The sequence below is a fragment of the Paenibacillus chondroitinus NBRC 15376 genome (assembly GCF_004000765.1).
Lineage (GTDB): Bacteria > Bacillota > Bacilli > Paenibacillales > NBRC-103111 > Paenibacillus_E > Paenibacillus_E chondroitinus.
The window spans coordinates 1-15,740 of sequence record NZ_BILW01000076.1 but is presented as its reverse complement, the minus strand read 5'-3'; the positions used below and the strand labels follow the sequence as shown (position 1 = coordinate 15,740).

The window sequence follows — 15,740 nt, the reverse complement described above, 5'->3', positions numbered from 1 at the left end:
TTTCAACGAAAAAAGGAACAGTTGCCAGCCGCGGCGATCTGCTCCCCTGATTCCTCAACTATCGTGTCCCGTTATTTCAATGAACTCATCTATTCATCACTTTTCTTAATAAATTTCTCATCGTACAGCCCCTCTTTGATGAGATACTCAATTTTCTCTTTTGGAACGCTTACTGACAAGTCGCCCTCCCATGCTTCCCAATCTACAAAGACAATAAAATCATCCGATATGTCCAAGATTTCATTCCATTCAAATTCGTTTAGTCTCATGGATACTTCAAACATAATCTGTTCTGTTTCCTTCCACCACTCGCCGTAATAATCATCTGGGTTCAACATGGAGATTAATAGTTTTTCTTTTTCTTTCAATCTTTCGTCTGTTAGGTCATTCTGATACTTAGCAGGCTGTTCCCCTGAATTAAAAGAAAACCCTGAACTTTCAAAGCATTCTTGGCGATACTTTACCAATCCTAATTGTATTAGGCTAACTAATGGGTCGTAATCATCTCTATAAAGGGCGATAAAGCATACCTTATCATTATGAGGTTTATTAATCTCTGATACAGCCTTTGGAATCAAACGGATTAATTCATTAATAATTTCTTTTTTTAGTTCTTCGACCATCGTACACCTCTTGTCTGTGGAACTGTTGCAAAATATAGCATAACAATGTACTAAATATTACCACAGTGTTTTTATTCCGCCAGTCACTAACAGACTATTTTAAGGAGTGAGAAGTACCTACCATTTTTAAACAAATCTGACCGTTACTTCAATGAAACAGGGAGCAGCGCCGTGACGGCCTGCTCCCTACTCTTGTTGTGCTATCGTGTCCCGTTAGTGCAATGATCGGTTCTCTACGCTGCTTAGGGGTTATGCATTCTCCGTCTTGGACAATCTGTGCGCAATCTCCCAGATATGACCACCCGGATCCGCGAAGCTAGCGGTGCGAATGCCCCACGGCCGGTCCATTGGGCCGTTCAGAAGATCAACGCCGCGTTTGCGAAGCTCCTCGCAGGCGGCATCTACATTTTCCACACCGATTGTGAATTGGAAACGCGCCCCGGATTCGCGTCTTGCGACAACCTGTGGTTCAATCAACTCGTGTGCTGCTGTCTCCACAAGCAGATTAATGAGCATGTTGCCGAATTGGAACACCGCGGAATTCGGATCCTCAAAGAAAACCGGCAGGCCAAACACTTCTTGATAGAACGATTTCGCTTGCTGCAAATCCACGACGAACAATGTAATGACATCAACATTCAGCTTATTCCACAAAGCCAATTCACACTCCGATACGACGAAATTATTGGTGCCAAAATCTAGCAAGACTATTATAGCACTAAAATGCCGACGGTCAGCCGACATTTTGTAAGTTGCTGCCCGTTACTTTAACGTAAGCAGGGAGCAGCTGCCGTGTGGCGCGCTGCTCCCTGCTTATTCGCTATCGTTCCCCGTTTCTTCAGTGAATCCTGAAGCATTGTTTCCTAACTTTTCTCTAATATAACAAGTGAATAAACTGTTGCACCCATCTCACCGCCTGACATAGCACTCTGAGATACAACCTTCCATCCCTCTTGTAAAAGCTGATTTAAATCACTTAAGTTATTCTTTTTATCTTTCTGCAATAATGAACTACAATCGCCTTTTGCATGAATGCACCTCCAGAACACCATTGTACCATACATATTATTCCATTAAACTGCCCGTTACTTCAGAAAAGGCAACCAATCCAAGTGGGATGGCTGCCTTTTACGTTGTAATTGAAGTATCGTTCACCGTTAGCGTAATGGTTATCTCGATCAAATTTTGGTTTGGTAATCAAATCTCACTTATTTTTCGTGATAATTAGTTCGTCATCTTTGATCTCTTCATTATATTTAACTTCTGCTTTCAAACCTAAAGTAGATAATTTAACAAAAACCATTCCACTGATTTCTTTATATCTAAAGGCTTCCGAGTCTTTTACATAATCATTAGTCAATTTTACTGTCACATCATCTGCCCTTTTAATATATACATCTGATATCTGCACGGACGACTTCCCGTTATTTACTGGATGAAATACCCCTGTATCTCGACCAGTCCAATAAAGACTATAAGGACCAATTAAACAGTTAATAGACGCATATTGGTTACCATCAGACTCTAAGTAATAAAAATCTCCATTGTACATTTCTGTATTATCATTTATTTTGACCATCGGGAGATACTTGGTTTGAAGCCCTGTATTATCAAATTTGGGACTTAACTTTATTCCTATATTCTGATCGAATGAAACATTATACCCAATTGAATCCCCAATTTCACGAACAGGTAAGTATGATGTTCCCTCGATAACTATTGCCTTATTGTTAAGTGTCCGCCCATTGATGATTACTGTAAAATCTCCTTCTATGACCTTACCAACTATGCTAGCCACTTCTGCATGAGCACTTATCGATGTACCTAATAAAATTCCAAATATAGCTCCGATAATATACTTACGCATAATTCACCTACCCCACATGGTTTTCAATATTTATTCACCAAAGTAATATGGAAATCCTTTTCCACTCTAAAGAAGTAGATTATTGAAGTAATCTGCCCTTTAGTTGAGAAAACGGCAGCCTTTCGCGCATAAACGTTCGAAAAGGTCGTTAACGTGTAGGTGACAATCAGCCAGCTTTGTTTCTTTCACTCCCTACCGGACCACGAGGTGCTGTTGGCCGATTAACCGTAAGATCTGCTCAAAAAATGCTTGATCGTTATGTGGAGTCATTCGGGAAACCTGCTTTAACGATTCATAAGCTACGTCATACATTTGCAACGAGGTTCCATCAAGAAAATGAGGATATGAATACTACCATGATATATACGCATATTGGGAAAGAGGACCGGCGGGAGTCTGTGAATAAAGCAGATAGCTAACCAGTTATGTTACATCATTAACAGAAAATGCGTACAATTGAACACATTGCGGAGTAAAATTGTGGTCAGCCGGAAGAGGAGCCAAATTCGGCTCCCTTTTCCGGCTGATCATATGCTTGTCTACTCCCCTTACAGGTAATGTGGAATTACTTTGCGAAAGTTTTTCAGCAGAAGAAAATCGAAGATGTTGATAATTCCCCCTGGAGGCCGGTAATAAATAGGTCTTTCACCAATAATGCGATCAATCACATCGACTGTGTTGTTTACCTGTAATCGGACCCTCTTGGGAGTCATAAAGGCGTTCGCCCCATGTACATAATTGTGAACACCAACGAGATGCCCTTCATGATGCATTTGTTTGATAAGTTCAGGGTATTGCTTCGCCTTCAAGCCAAGGACAAAAAAGGTCGCTTTTACATTATGCTGCTTCAATAAATCAAGCAAACGAGACGTATACTCGGGATCCGGCCCATCATCAAAAGTCAGAGCGATCGAGTGCGCGGTTGTTCCCTTCTTATAAACTGCGATACCAAAGAGTCTGATCATCATCGTTGGTATAATTGTATAGACGAACAATGTGATGACAATAAAAATAAATATCCGCTCCATAATCTTCCCCCTCATCGATAGAAATAAATCTTGATTTTACCTCTCAGGAGTAATTCCTTACTTTATTTCCTCTATTATTAACTTCTTTTGTTTCAAAAATTACTACTACGGATGCATAAATGTTCGAGCTGCCTTCTCCAATCATGCCACAACCGCCTCCCATCACTATTACGGTATGCATACGCAGCTCTTAACCATGCTTCACTGCTAATATTTCCCGATAAGAAGACTGTGAAAAAATGTCATCAAACGGGAACAAGGAGCTTGCGCATCGGCAAGCTCCTCATTTTGAATTTTGGCAGAGAATCATGGTTTATCGTAATCCTCAGGTTCATTCATTTTAATTACTTATCGTCTCAACTTCGGCAGCGAGCACATGCTGAATCTTCTTGATTTTACTGTAAACCGTTGTCGTACGATGTTTGTCTGCTGTTGAAATAACTAATTGAATTTGCTGGTTTTCATTTAAGTCTTTAATTTTGATATGCTTCACCTTCATGTATTCAGCACTGATTTCATCAATAAGTGTGGACATGTTTCCTTCAGGACTGAATACGATATTGATTGCCAAATCCTTCTCCCTCAACTTTCGTGGTCCTAGCAGCTTGATAAAGATCGGGAACAGATTGATAGCGAAAATAATGAGAATGACAGCCATCGTCGCCTCTCGAAAAAATCCGGCTCCCGTTGCGATTCCGAGAGCGGACGCAGCCCATACCAATGCCGCTGTCGTAAGTCCCGAGATGATCTCATTACTTCGTCTTAAAATAACGCCAGCTCCGATAAACCCCACTCCGCTGATGATTTGAGCCGCCAATCTCATGGGGTCCATATTCGTATAACCGGGGAGGGAATATTTTTGAACTGCTCCTATAGATACAATAGTGATCAAGCAGCTTGCCACTGAAATCACCATACTTGTTTTCATACCCAATGGCTTATGTTTGAGTTGACGGTCTATCCCGATTAGCAGTCCTAATAATAGCGCCATGCTAAGCTTCTCCAAAACAAGAAGGCTCATTTCAAATCCCCATTTCTCCAAATAAATGAAAAGTAAAACCCCGGAAACCGGGGCTTTACGCATAGCAATTGATTACAGGGTATTCCGGTCTTGCAGCAAAGTTTTCAGTCTGCCGGGGAAATCCGTAATGATGCCCGATACCCCATAATCAGCTAACATCAGGAGATCTTTTTCGTCGTTGGCCGTATAAGGATAGACATAAAGCCCGCTCTCTTTCGCCTTCGTCACATCCTCCGCATCCAGCATTTGAAAGTAAGGATGAAGCGAGTACACTTCTAAGTCCAAACTACGTGCATAAGCAGTCGGATCCAGTAATTTAGCTTGATACAAAAGCCCGATCTTGGTTTCCGGCTCCAGTTGTTTGATCCTTCTGATACACTTATGGTCGAATGATGAAACGATAACATGATTTAAACGGTCACGTCTGCGCAGAAATTCAATTAACTTACGCTCCATTCTGCCTTCGTATGCGTACTTAACTTCCACGTTAATCATAATGCTACCGGGTACCAGATCAAAGACTTCGTCCAAAGTAGGTACGGTCTCCCCTTTGAACTCATCGCCAAACCATAGACCAGCATCATAGGCTTTGATTTCCGCTAAGCTTTTCTCCGCAATTGTGCCTTTCCCGGTTGTAGTCCGGTCTAACGTCATATCATGGCATACAACGATATGATCGTCGGCAGTCAAATGAACGTCAAGCTCAATCCCTTCGCAACCCTGGCTTAACGCAAGCTGGAAAGCGGCGAGTGTATTTTCCGGGGCCATTCCTTTGGCCCCACGGTGTGCAATATTCATCGGTTTGTTAGTAAGCATTCCAATATCCTTTCCGGCTGCTGACGTAGGCCAATTCACTTATTTATTTGACTGTTTTGTTGTAAGTTTGAATCTTCGAAGTGATTTCTTTTTCCGCAGCATCCAAAGCGTCTTTCGGAGATTTCTTGTTGTTGAGCACTTCTTCAATCGCTCCTTCAACAATTTGTCTTGCTTCAGGGAATACCCCCATTACAGCGCCCTGTGTTGCAGTATTCAACTTCGTTTGATGGAGTTGATCAATTGCCGTCTGGAACTGAGGGAACTTTTTCAAGTTTTCCTTGACAATATCTTCGTCATAAGCTTTTTTGGTAATCGGAAAGTATCCCGTATTGACATGCCAGTATGCTTGCTCTTTTGGTGTAGTCAAAAATTTAATGAAATCCCAAGTGGATTTTTGCTCGTCATCAGGACGGTTATTCATGATCCACAAGCTGGCTCCACCGACAATAACACCGCCTTCTTTGGCATCTGTCGGTTTCGGCAAGAAGCTGGTCCCTACTTCGAATTTGCCACTGGCACTGTCTACAAGTCCTTTAAGCGCAGCTGTGGATTCCAAAATCATACCAACCTGGCCTGCGGAAAATGCCTTTTTGGAATCATCTGTTTTGCGTCCCAGATTGTTTGCCGCTTTGGTGTCAATAAGATCCTTCCACCAAGTCAGTACCTTCACACCCGGCTCCGTGTTCACCAGAGATTGGGTTGCAAGAGCCGTCCGGCCGTTTCCGTTGTTTACGTACTCGGACCCTTGATTGGCAAAGAGCTGCTCCATGAACCAGCCATAAATCGCAAAGTTCGCTCCCGTAGCTTTCCCCGATTTGGTAATAGCATCTGCAGCAGTTTTCAATTCCTCGAACGTTTTTGGAGGCTTCGCAGGATCAAGACCGGCTGCTTTAAACAAATCTTTGTTATAATAAAGGACCGGATTCGACGTATTGAAAGGCATGGAATACAGTTTGCCACCGAGGGTATAATACCCGGCGATGTTCGGTTCCAGTTGTGATAAATCCCACTTATCCGCATCAATGAAGTTTTGCATCGGTGTAATAGCTTTGGAATCGATCATAAAGCGGCTGCCGATTTCATACATCTGCACGACCGAAGGGCCCTCATTCGTACCCATTGATGCTTTTAGTTTACTAAGCAGATCATCGTAACTTCCTTGATACACCGCTTCTACCTTAATTTTATTCTGAGAAGCGTTGTAGTCGGCGACCAGCTGATCAACAACTTTCGTATTTGCTCCACCCATCGCATGCCAGAAAACAACTTTTTTAGGCCCGGTGGCCTCGACAGCTCCGGATTTCGTAGCCTCTGGTTTCTTGCTTTCCGTACTTTCCCCCATATTTACGCTGCATGCCGCAAGGAAAACCATCGTTGAAGCTAAAACTAAACTCGTTAACCTTTTTTTCCCCATTTCTATCTCTCCTCGCTCAAAGTGGATAAATATATATGATAAGCCTGTTAGGTGACAGGCGGATCATCGTTCGCTTAACCTTTTACAGCGCCTGCGGTAATTCCACGTACCAATTGTTTCACACCCAATGCTAATAAAAGAAATGAAGGAAGCAGAACGATCGTTACTCCCGCCAAAATCAAATTCCACGACATGACTTCCGCATGCTGTAGCATAGCAACACCGATTTGCACGGTTCTCATGGATGCCCTATTTGTAATTAATAAAGGCCACAAATAGTGGTTCCAGTGCGTAAGAAAGACATATACTGCCAAAGTAGATAGCGCAGGACGAGAAAGTGGAAGCACAATCGAGTAAAAATTGCGAAGATGCCCGCATCCGTCAATTTTTGCCGCATCAAACAGTTCATTAGGCAGTTGAAGGAAAAACTGCCGAAGCAAGAAAACCCCGAAGGCGCCAGCCATAAATGGAACGATCAGCCCTTGGTAGCTGTCCATCCATCCCCAATTTTTTATGGTCAAATAATTAGGAATAATGGTGACTTCCCACGGAATCATCATGGTCGAAAGAAAGACGGCGAACAATACTTTCTTTCCTTTGAAATTCAGGAACGAAAAAGCGTAAGCAGCCAAACTGGATGTGATAACCTGACTTATCGTAATCCCCGAAGATACAATAAAGCTGTTTAAGATAAAGCGCACGATTGGAAAACCCGATATAGCATTTTTGAAATTTTCAAGGTACAGCTGAGAAGGAAATAACGGCGGTGGGAAGTTGGAAACTTCCTTCTCTGTCATAAACGATGAGGATACCGTAAATAACAGTGGATACAAAACGACAAGGGCCAGTACAATTAGCAACACGTAATTCAGGGAGGGTGCGATCCTTTTCGCAATCATTGATAATGCACCTTCTTTTCTAAAACTTTAAACTGCACCACAGTCAAAATCATAATAATCACGAAAAGCACCAAAGCCTGTGCACTTCCGATTCCGAAGCGGAAATTAACGAAAGCGTCCTGGTAGATGGAATACACGATCACATTCGTTGAATTCATCGGCCCACCCTTTGTCAATATATGAATTTGTCCAAAGGCTTGGAAGGCGCTTATGACAGACACGATAAGTGCGAAAAATATCGTTGGCGACAAAAGCGGCAGAACGATCTGAATAAATGTCCGCACCGGCCTTGAACCATCAATTTTAGCGCTTTCATAAATTTCTTCCGGAACTCCTTGAAGACCGCTGGACAGCACAATGAAAAGAAATCCCATATTCATCCATATCGTAAGCAGAGAGATCGAAACCAGTGCCCATGAAGGACTCGTTAACCAGGGGACCGGATCGATGTGTGCAATGCTTAAAAAGTAATTCAGCATGCCTGCTGTCGGATGAAAAAGCAAGAACCAGATCAGCGACCCCGTACCTACCGAAATGACGATAGGAAGAGAAAATATGAACTGAAATATTTTCATGCCCCTCAGTTTGTTGTGAGTGATTGCTGCTAAAAACAAGGACCACAGGATGGAAGTAGGTACCGTAAACAAGATGAACAGCAACGTCACTTTTAAATTTGAATAAAACTGTCCTGATGCAAGTAAGTCGATGAAATTATCAAGCCCGACAAACTCAACGACCCTACCGCGAGGGTCCGTGAGCGTCATACTCAAGTAAACGGATTTGACCATAGGATAAAAAAGGAACATAACAAACAAGGCCAAGGAAGGTGCCAAAAATAAATACGCTAATGCGTTCTCCCCCCACTTCTTTTTACTTGCTGACATACCTTCCGTTGTCTTGCGATTTAAAACGCTTTCATTTCTCAACAAACACCATACCCCTTTCTTTCATTAAGCTGCATTTTCTTTATTTACCGTCTCGCTCATTGGGATGAAACGGGTGAAAAAGAGCGAAAAAAAACACATAAATTGCCTTGTCCGCCGACATGCAATCTACGTGAATCTCCTAGTCTCCATCACAATTATTAACTTGTTCATATCATACACGCAGTAACGGATAGTGTCAACCAATATTCCCCTCGAATTACAAAATATATAATTTATAATACACCTGCGTCACATCAACTGTGATGCTTTCTATTCTGTTCGCAGTTCGGGACGTATGGAACGCAAATAATCCAAGCTTCTGCCTATTCCTTCTTCAACGTCATTCACTTGTTCATATTCGATCAGATAAACGCCTTGAAAAGGCACATTCTTCAGCAGCTCATCATAATTCAAGTCATCGTCACCCGGTGCGCAGGCCACCCAGTAGTCTTCAACTCGTTTCCAATCTTTCAAGTGACAGTAGTTTATCCTGTCCCCGAGTAGTTGGGCATAATCTGTCAAAGATCTTAATGGATCAACAGCCTTTAGGTTGCCGGGATCGAAGTTAAATCCGATAGTTGCCGGCAATTCCAAAAGCAACCGTTGCAACGAATGCCACTCCGTGGACGTCGTATGCTCATGAATGAATCCATTGTTCACTGGTGTGTTTCGCCCGTGTGTCTCTATGGAGATTACCAGTCCAAGTTGTACGCACAGATTGTCCATCCGGGCAAATGCCTCCAGCATAGCTGCCCAACGCTCCTCTGTCATCTCAGAAGCAAGCTCGAATCCTGTGAATAATCGAACATGTGAAGCGCCAAGACGAGAAGCAAGACGAATGTCATGTTCTACACGGTCTTTCATCTGTTTGTATTGAACAGAATCCTCCAAAGTAAAATCGTTCTCCAAAACGACGAACGGGGCTTTGATGCCATAATCATTCAAACAGGTGCGGAGATTGTTTATCTCTTGTTGGGTGATATCTCTTTGAATTCTGCCGGGGAAATCCCCACCTATTCCCAACTCCATATAACGCAGATCGAAATTTCTTGCAATCCTGCAATGATCTTCTATTGTTCGGTAGTGCAAGCCCCATTCCCCTAAACCTACGATCAAGAGTGATACCTCCTTCTCTACTTAATTATTAGCCATGTGTACGTTGAATAATTTTCCAATGGTTCATTGTGTTATACATCTTACTACACTTTGAATGCGTTTACAATTTATTTCGTTTAATGCTTGTTTAATACTGCAATACCATATTACCGCGTTACTGTGTTACCGTCAGCAGTGAAATCGTCCAAGCCGTCGATACACCTCTTAGGCCCGTTTGCTTCGACGACTAGCCTCGATCCCGCCGACACTGCCCGTTACTTTAATGAAGTTTAAATTTCGAGACTTTTACGTTAGAAATACGATAAAGTTACAAATTGCTTAGCACATCATTGTTAAAATGTGCTAATATTGTTAATAAGGCGGTGGTAAATAAAATGCAACAAATCTCTGATTATCTTTTTATGGGTTCTATAATTCTGCTTATATTAACATTGCTTTTTAAAGGAGTAGGCTCTAAAGGTTCTTCTAATCCTATGGGAAACATCGATTTAGCCATGCATGAGAACCATGGGAATGATTTGAAAAGTCAGGACTCGATTATCAAAAGTATATATAAATCAGTTTTCATATGGATATCAATTTTAGGAATACTTGTATCAATTCTCTTGTCGAAATTATAAATTCCTACCCGAAATATTGAACAAAAAAAGGCGCTGAAAAAAAGCGTCTTTTTTTGTTAGCCTCTAAGCAGGATCAACTGGGAATAATACGCCGCTCCGCTTTTCACTAACGTTCTTTCGTTAGTTTAACTACTCGGCATTTTCAAATAATCCCAACACTACTATTACCGCTGGTTGCCCTATCTTTCTCTAACCATCCAAGAAAACCTTTTAGCTTCAAGCATAATTTTTTGTATAAGTTGTTAATCCCTACAAGCAGCTCTGCTTTTTTGTGTATATTTTGGAAAGTTCATCCTATCACTTGTTAAACCCTGTAGACTTAATACTGATGTATCCCCATGCACCTCATGAAACAGTTTTCATACATACGAACCCTAAGGGTATAAATGATCCAGTCATGGATAAATTATAAAGGCATAACCAATATTTTCAACTTTTACTACCCACTTTGTAAGGATGGTGTTTATGTTTTGGAAGAAGCTTAAGATTGGACACCATTTTGAGAAACCTGAACCTCAGAAAACCGTCCTAACCATAGATTCATTTAGACAAATTTTGGCCAACATGGACGATGCAGAAATCATCGAACGCAGGACCAATAATGATCAAATGGTGATGTTTCTCTACATAAGAACATTAATTGACCAAGAACGCTTAAATGAATCCGTTATCGAACCGCTGCTCCACTGTGATCTTGAAGAAATAAATGAATGCATAGCCACAGCTAAGGTATCCAGAATTGTCACGATGGAGGAAGGTCAGCAGAAACTATTAACGGGATCCATCCTTATCTATGAACCTATGAAGAATCAGTGGTGGGCAGCATTTCTTCCAAATCCATTGACTCGCGCCATCGAAACATCGGAAACCGAAACCATTATGTTTGGACCCAAGGACAGCTTCAGTGAGCAAATCGATCAAAATGTGACAATGATTCGCAGACGGCTTCCATCGACATCTTTAAAAGCAGAAAGGTTTTCTGTCGGTTCTGTAAGTAAAACAGAGGTTGTCATGATGTATATGGAAGGGGTGACCAATCCCGAATTTCTTGATATTGCAAGAAATAAACTATCTACCATTGATTTTGATGTTTTTATGGATTCGTCCCATGTTGCGGCATTCATGGAGGATCATTATCATAGTATATTCCCGCAATTTCAACAAAGCGACCGCCCGGATCTATGCGCTTTCGCTTTATCGATGGGAAAAATTACTTTTTTAGTAGCCAATACACCATTTGCGTTAACGGCTCCCATCACATTTTTTCATCTATTTCAATCTCCAGAGGATTACATTAATCGCTGGATGGTTGCCAGTTTTTTGCGGCTGCTGCGATATGTAAGCTATGTACTTTCGTTAATATTAGTCCCGATCTATGTTTCGTTAGCCACGCATCATTATCAGATGCTCCCGATGCAAGTTCTTTTTGTATTATTAGAATCTAGAACCAAATTGCCGTTTACGCCATTTTGGGAAGCATTTTTAATGCTGCTTACCCTGGAGATCATCAAAGAAGCAAGTCTTAGGATGCCCACAAAGTCGGGTCAAGTACTAGGCGTGATCGGTGGCATTGTCGTAGGACAAGCTTCCGTTGAAGCCGGTTTTGCAAGCAAAATATTAATTGTTTTAGTAGGTATTACGGCTATCGCTTCGTTTCTAGTCCCTAATTATCTCGTGACCAAATCAAACACACTGCTTCAATTCGCTTTCCTTTTCCTTGCCAACTATATCGGAATGTTAGGGATAGTATTCGGGATCATTGTTATTCTTGTCCATTTGAATAGTATCACATCTTTGAAACAACCTTATTTTGCCCCCTTAGCTCCTCTTTACTGGAGGGATTGGTTAGATCTTTTCATTCGGGGTCCTTTCCATTCGATGAAGGAACGTCCTGAATATTTACATACCCTACAGAAATGGCGAACCAGTCAAAGGAGAAAATAATGTGAAGGCATCTTCCTTATATGAGAGAACGGCCACGTTTGGCGGGATTTATGTCTTTTTCATGGCCAACCGAAGTCAAATGCTATATTACGTCTTAGTCACTCCTTCCAAATTGGTTTATCCCTATATGATTTGGGCATTAATTGCCGTGGGGATTTTATCACAATTGAATATGATCTTGATTGCAAAATGGTTTTCATCAGACATTTCCACCAAAGGATATCAAGGATTCGTTCAGCTATTTGGAAAGCGGATGGTTCGTGTTTTGGCCTTCGTTGGTCTGTTTTTCATTTTTGCCAAAATATATGTAAGTACACTTGGGACTGTGGAAGTCATTAATAATATCATATTCCCTTCCATGAATCCTTTGTGGTTGATTTTATTTCTCTTTGGGATTTGTTTGTACGCGGCCTCTCGAGGAATGACGAATGCGATACGCTTTGTCGTTATTGCCTTTTTTGGTTCCGCTTGGATGATTGTATGTTTTATTCCTTTCTTCTTCCCATCGATGGCGTCACTTCACGATTTATATCCCTTGATCCCCGCAGACTGGTCGACAGTCTCCTGGAAGAATTTTTTATTCATTTGGCAAGTGTTCTCGGGACCGGAATACTTGGTCTTTATTGGGCCGTGGTTAAACCAAAAACAAAAGATGTTGAAATATTTGACATTTGCTAATACCGCTTCTGTCTTTGAGTATTTGATTATGTTTGTTGTTTCCTTATTATTTTTTAGTTCCCAATACTTGAGCAAAAGCAAATTTCCGGTAACGGACCTTATTCGTTATCTGCAAACTCCTGTTTTTGAGCGAATTGATATCATTTTAATTTGCCTGCAAATGTTTTATTATGTGTGGGCCATTTCCATTTATTTCTTATGGTTTTACGGGGCTATTCGAATAGTTTCAGGAAGATTAAACGAACAGAGCAATCGAATTGGTTTTATAACCTGTTGGATCATGATTTTAATAAGTACGATTATTCTAGACAAGTGGTTTGATGGAACTGAACAGAACCCTTTGGTGAACCTACAGATTTGGTTACGGGCATTTACCTACTTGTTCATCCCAACCTTCCTTCTGATTGCTTGCAAACGAAAGGGGCTTATCTAGCATTGAGGCTGTTTAAACATACGATGTTCCTCGTCATAATGAGCAGTATGCTATGGATGATTGGATGCTCCCCATTTGTAGATAACAATCAGATCGAAGAAATCTCCCCTGTGATTTGGTGGTCGATTACTGAGGGTGCAGAAGGGAAGCTAAGAATAAGCACACTGGTACCACCCATATATTCTGAATCAAAAAAAATGCTTACCCAAGAAGTCGATCTATTGAAGGAGGGAGGAAAGGATTTTAATTTAAGCTATTATCGGGAAGTAAAATCAGGACAACTTCGTATGGTATTTATTGAACAAGAACTGGCGAAAAAAGGCATTACATCACTTATGAACACTTTATTTACGGACCTTGATATTTCTCAACGCCTTTATATTGTCATCATCAATGGAAGCTTCGAGGATTACATTAATAATCAAATAAAAACACAAGATATTCCCGGCTATTTTCTTTATCGTTTGCTTAAACACTATGAAAGTAAGAAACAAGGAGATATGACTATTGTAAATCTACATCAATTTATGAAAAGGTACTATTCACCATACTCCGATCCAGTCGCACCTTTTTTTAAGGTAGATAAAGAACATTTTATCTACGAAGGAACTGCCTTCTTCAAAAACGATAAACTGCAAACGAACATCAATAAGAGAAATGAACAAATATTCCAACTGATTGATCATAATCATCACCTTAAAGTCCTTACCATTCCAGAGTTATCAATAACGATGGGGAATGTCACTTCCGAGACAAAGATGAAATTAAATTCCGACTACTCAACATTATCTCTCAACGTCGAGCTCAAAGGTCGAATTGAAGAGTACCGTGGAAAGGGAGATATAGACAACCTCAATCAATTAGCGGTTATTCATCAACAGATAAAATCGCTTTTCGAAAAACAAACGATTGAGCTGCTAAAGAAAATGCAAAAGTCGGAAGTGGACCCTCTGGAAATAGGTACTCTTACACTAGGTCCTTTTTCGAAGCCCATGAGCGAGGATGAATGGTCTACTCTCTGGGCGAACATGAAATTTAACGTTACATATGAGCTTCATATACAACCTTTGACGAATGTGCGAAAATAAGCTTGCCCCGCTTTGTTAACTTGGTTTGTCCTGTGTGTGTGCCGGATGAATTTGATTTCAAATTCAGTCCAGCGAGCTTCGTGATCTGCTTCGGATGTCGGTACTGGCCAATGTCCCCTACCTCAGCTAGAAAGCCAGCGATAGTGTCCCGGCCTATCCCTTTCATAGCCAATACTTGCTCTACATGAGGGATCTGCAATAGTAGTTCATCCAGCTTTGCTTCCAATTCCTCAAGTTTGTTCATAAGCCTTTCGTAATGTGTCAGCAAAAACTTTAACTCCATTTTAGCCAACTCGGAGCCTTGCTTGATGCCAACAGAACGGCTGGCTGCTGCCTTCAGATTCTGTTTCGACCTAGACCAAGCCCGCGCTTTGCAGCTTCTCTTAAATGCTGCAGCAACGTCTCGTCTGGCACAGAAACAAGCTCATGCGGCAGTAGATGAAGACTTAGCATTTGGATGGCAGATTTGCACTCCCAGTCCTTAAATACCGTCAGAAACTCTGGAAAATACCGATCTAACCAGTTATGGACACGTGCTTGCACAACACAAAGGTCACTTGTTAGGTGCTCGCGAATTTTCATGGCTTCTCTCAGTTCGGCATAAACACCTTGAGGAAGGCTCGGTACAGCGTATCTCCCGTCTTTGACCAACTGTGCAATCACTTTTGCATCCTTCATGTCATTCTTCGTTGGCGAATTGTCATCGAGTTCTTTGCTTTTCTTAACGTGCAGTGGATTTACTACACCATATTTCACTTGCTTTTCTTTTAGAAAATGAGCTAGGTTTAGCCCAGTAGTAACCCGTTGGTTCCATACCAACTATGGCGTCCTTGAACCCCTGCTCCGTCGCAATCTTCCTGAACCAGCTCACGAATAATTTAAAGCCTTCTCGATTGATTTCAAACGTAAGTGGCTTCCCGAACTCGACCCCGCGGAAGTCTTGGGCTCTCGCCACATGCCTAAATTTTGCGATGTCGACTCCGATAATTAAAATTGAAAAAGTAATTTGATTAATTCGATCATTTTGAGTAGAATGCATGTTGTAGTCTCCTTGGTTTTGTTTTTGGATCCGACGCTGGCCAGCATCAGGGACCCATAAACATCATACCAAGGAGTCTTTTTATTTCTCAAACCTCATATTTCCTCATAATAGGAATGCTGCCCGTTAGCGCGGAAACGGCAGCTGATCGTCATGGTCGACTGCCGCGCTGTCTCTATTCAACTAACCTGCCCGTTACTTCAACGGACAACGGCAGCCGTTAGTATG

General features: G+C 41.5%; 13 protein-coding genes and 1 pseudogene. 3 read left to right on the top strand and 11 right to left on the bottom strand.

Annotated features, from left to right (window positions below):
* Positions 1 to 89: 89 nt before the first annotated feature.
* The 10 genes from PCH02S_RS34545 to PCH02S_RS34495 all read right to left on the bottom strand — a co-directional run bounded on the left by PCH02S_RS34545 (position 90) and on the right by PCH02S_RS34495 (position 9,710).
* Complete coding sequence (locus PCH02S_RS34545) at positions 90 to 623, bottom strand: hypothetical protein (protein ID WP_127458636.1); 534 nt, start codon at positions 621 to 623, stop codon at positions 90 to 92.
* Between the two features lie 249 nt (positions 624 to 872).
* Positions 873 to 1,283 (bottom strand): VOC family protein, encoded by a 411-nt coding sequence (locus PCH02S_RS34540; protein WP_246069416.1) that lies wholly within the window; start codon positions 1,281 to 1,283, stop codon positions 873 to 875.
* A gap of 544 nt (positions 1,284 to 1,827) precedes the next feature.
* Positions 1,828 to 2,490, bottom strand: coding sequence for a hypothetical protein (locus PCH02S_RS34535; protein WP_127458634.1), 663 nt, complete (start codon positions 2,488 to 2,490; stop codon positions 1,828 to 1,830).
* Between the two features lie 548 nt (positions 2,491 to 3,038).
* Positions 3,039 to 3,518: a polysaccharide deacetylase family protein gene (locus PCH02S_RS34525; RefSeq protein ID WP_127458632.1), complete on the bottom strand. Its 480-nt coding sequence runs from the start codon at positions 3,516 to 3,518 to the stop codon at positions 3,039 to 3,041.
* A gap of 340 nt (positions 3,519 to 3,858) precedes the next feature.
* The gene (locus PCH02S_RS34520; RefSeq protein ID WP_127458631.1) at positions 3,859 to 4,539 is read right to left on the bottom strand and encodes an MgtC/SapB family protein; all 681 of its coding nucleotides are present in this window, start codon (positions 4,537 to 4,539) and stop codon (positions 3,859 to 3,861) included.
* A gap of 72 nt (positions 4,540 to 4,611) precedes the next feature.
* On the bottom strand, positions 4,612 to 5,355 hold the full coding sequence (locus tag PCH02S_RS34515) for a glycerophosphodiester phosphodiesterase (RefSeq protein WP_127458630.1): 744 nt from the start codon (positions 5,353 to 5,355) through the stop codon (positions 4,612 to 4,614).
* Positions 5,356 to 5,398: 43 nt separating this feature from the next.
* The gene (locus PCH02S_RS34510; RefSeq protein WP_127458629.1) at positions 5,399 to 6,769 is read right to left on the bottom strand and encodes an ABC transporter substrate-binding protein; all 1,371 of its coding nucleotides are present in this window, start codon (positions 6,767 to 6,769) and stop codon (positions 5,399 to 5,401) included.
* A gap of 74 nt (positions 6,770 to 6,843) precedes the next feature.
* Positions 6,844 to 7,668, bottom strand: coding sequence for a carbohydrate ABC transporter permease (locus PCH02S_RS34505; protein ID WP_127458628.1), 825 nt, complete (start codon positions 7,666 to 7,668; stop codon positions 6,844 to 6,846).
* Positions 7,665 to 8,552 (bottom strand): carbohydrate ABC transporter permease, encoded by an 888-nt coding sequence (locus PCH02S_RS34500; RefSeq protein ID WP_127458638.1) that lies wholly within the window; start codon positions 8,550 to 8,552, stop codon positions 7,665 to 7,667. The genes PCH02S_RS34505 and PCH02S_RS34500 overlap by 4 nt, the downstream gene beginning before the upstream one ends.
* Before the next feature lie 312 nt (positions 8,553 to 8,864).
* Positions 8,865 to 9,710 (bottom strand): sugar phosphate isomerase/epimerase family protein, encoded by an 846-nt coding sequence (locus tag PCH02S_RS34495; RefSeq protein WP_127458627.1) that lies wholly within the window; start codon positions 9,708 to 9,710, stop codon positions 8,865 to 8,867.
* Positions 9,711 to 10,795: 1,085 nt separating this feature from the next.
* On the opposite strand from PCH02S_RS34495, the gene PCH02S_RS34490 reads away from it, so the two are divergent.
* Genes PCH02S_RS34490 through PCH02S_RS34480 form a run of 3 tightly spaced genes read left to right on the top strand, consistent with a single transcriptional unit; the run spans position 10,796 to position 14,473 of the window.
* The gene (locus PCH02S_RS34490) at positions 10,796 to 12,274 is read left to right on the top strand and encodes a spore germination protein (protein WP_127458626.1); all 1,479 of its coding nucleotides are present in this window, start codon (positions 10,796 to 10,798) and stop codon (positions 12,272 to 12,274) included.
* 1 nt (position 12,275) lies between these two features.
* Positions 12,276 to 13,385: a GerAB/ArcD/ProY family transporter gene (locus PCH02S_RS34485; RefSeq protein WP_127458625.1), complete on the top strand. Its 1,110-nt coding sequence runs from the start codon at positions 12,276 to 12,278 to the stop codon at positions 13,383 to 13,385.
* Positions 13,386 to 13,423: 38 nt separating this feature from the next.
* The gene (locus tag PCH02S_RS34480) at positions 13,424 to 14,473 is read left to right on the top strand and encodes a Ger(x)C family spore germination protein (protein WP_246069414.1); all 1,050 of its coding nucleotides are present in this window, start codon (positions 13,424 to 13,426) and stop codon (positions 14,471 to 14,473) included.
* Position 14,474: 1 nt separating this feature from the next.
* Here PCH02S_RS34480 and PCH02S_RS37170 read toward each other — a convergent pair.
* Positions 14,475 to 15,512, bottom strand: a pseudogene (locus PCH02S_RS37170) (IS110 family RNA-guided transposase); the annotation flags it as partial.
* Between the last annotated feature and the right edge of the window lie 228 nt (positions 15,513 to 15,740).

Bases quoted from the DNA above. Each gene is read 5' to 3' on its own strand.
- PCH02S_RS34535 (WP_127458634.1), bottom strand. From the start codon at position 2,490: ATGCGTAAGTATATTATCGGAGCTATATTTGGAATTTTATTAGGTACA.
- PCH02S_RS34500 (WP_127458638.1), bottom strand. From the start codon at position 8,552: ATGTCAGCAAGTAAAAAGAAGTGGGGGGAGAACGCATTAGCGTATTTA.
- PCH02S_RS34515 (WP_127458630.1), bottom strand. From the start codon at position 5,355: ATGCTTACTAACAAACCGATGAATATTGCACACCGTGGGGCCAAAGGA.
- PCH02S_RS34505 (WP_127458628.1), bottom strand. From the start codon at position 7,668: ATGATTGCGAAAAGGATCGCACCCTCCCTGAATTACGTGTTGCTAATT.
- PCH02S_RS34510 (WP_127458629.1), bottom strand. From the start codon at position 6,769: ATGGGGAAAAAAAGGTTAACGAGTTTAGTTTTAGCTTCAACGATGGTT.
- PCH02S_RS34520 (WP_127458631.1), bottom strand. From the start codon at position 4,539: ATGAGCCTTCTTGTTTTGGAGAAGCTTAGCATGGCGCTATTATTAGGA.
- PCH02S_RS34480 (WP_246069414.1), top strand. From the start codon at position 13,424: ATGAGCAGTATGCTATGGATGATTGGATGCTCCCCATTTGTAGATAAC.
- PCH02S_RS34525 (WP_127458632.1), bottom strand. From the start codon at position 3,518: ATGGAGCGGATATTTATTTTTATTGTCATCACATTGTTCGTCTATACA.
- PCH02S_RS34545 (WP_127458636.1), bottom strand. From the start codon at position 623: ATGGTCGAAGAACTAAAAAAAGAAATTATTAATGAATTAATCCGTTTG.
- PCH02S_RS34490 (WP_127458626.1), top strand. From the start codon at position 10,796: ATGTTTTGGAAGAAGCTTAAGATTGGACACCATTTTGAGAAACCTGAA.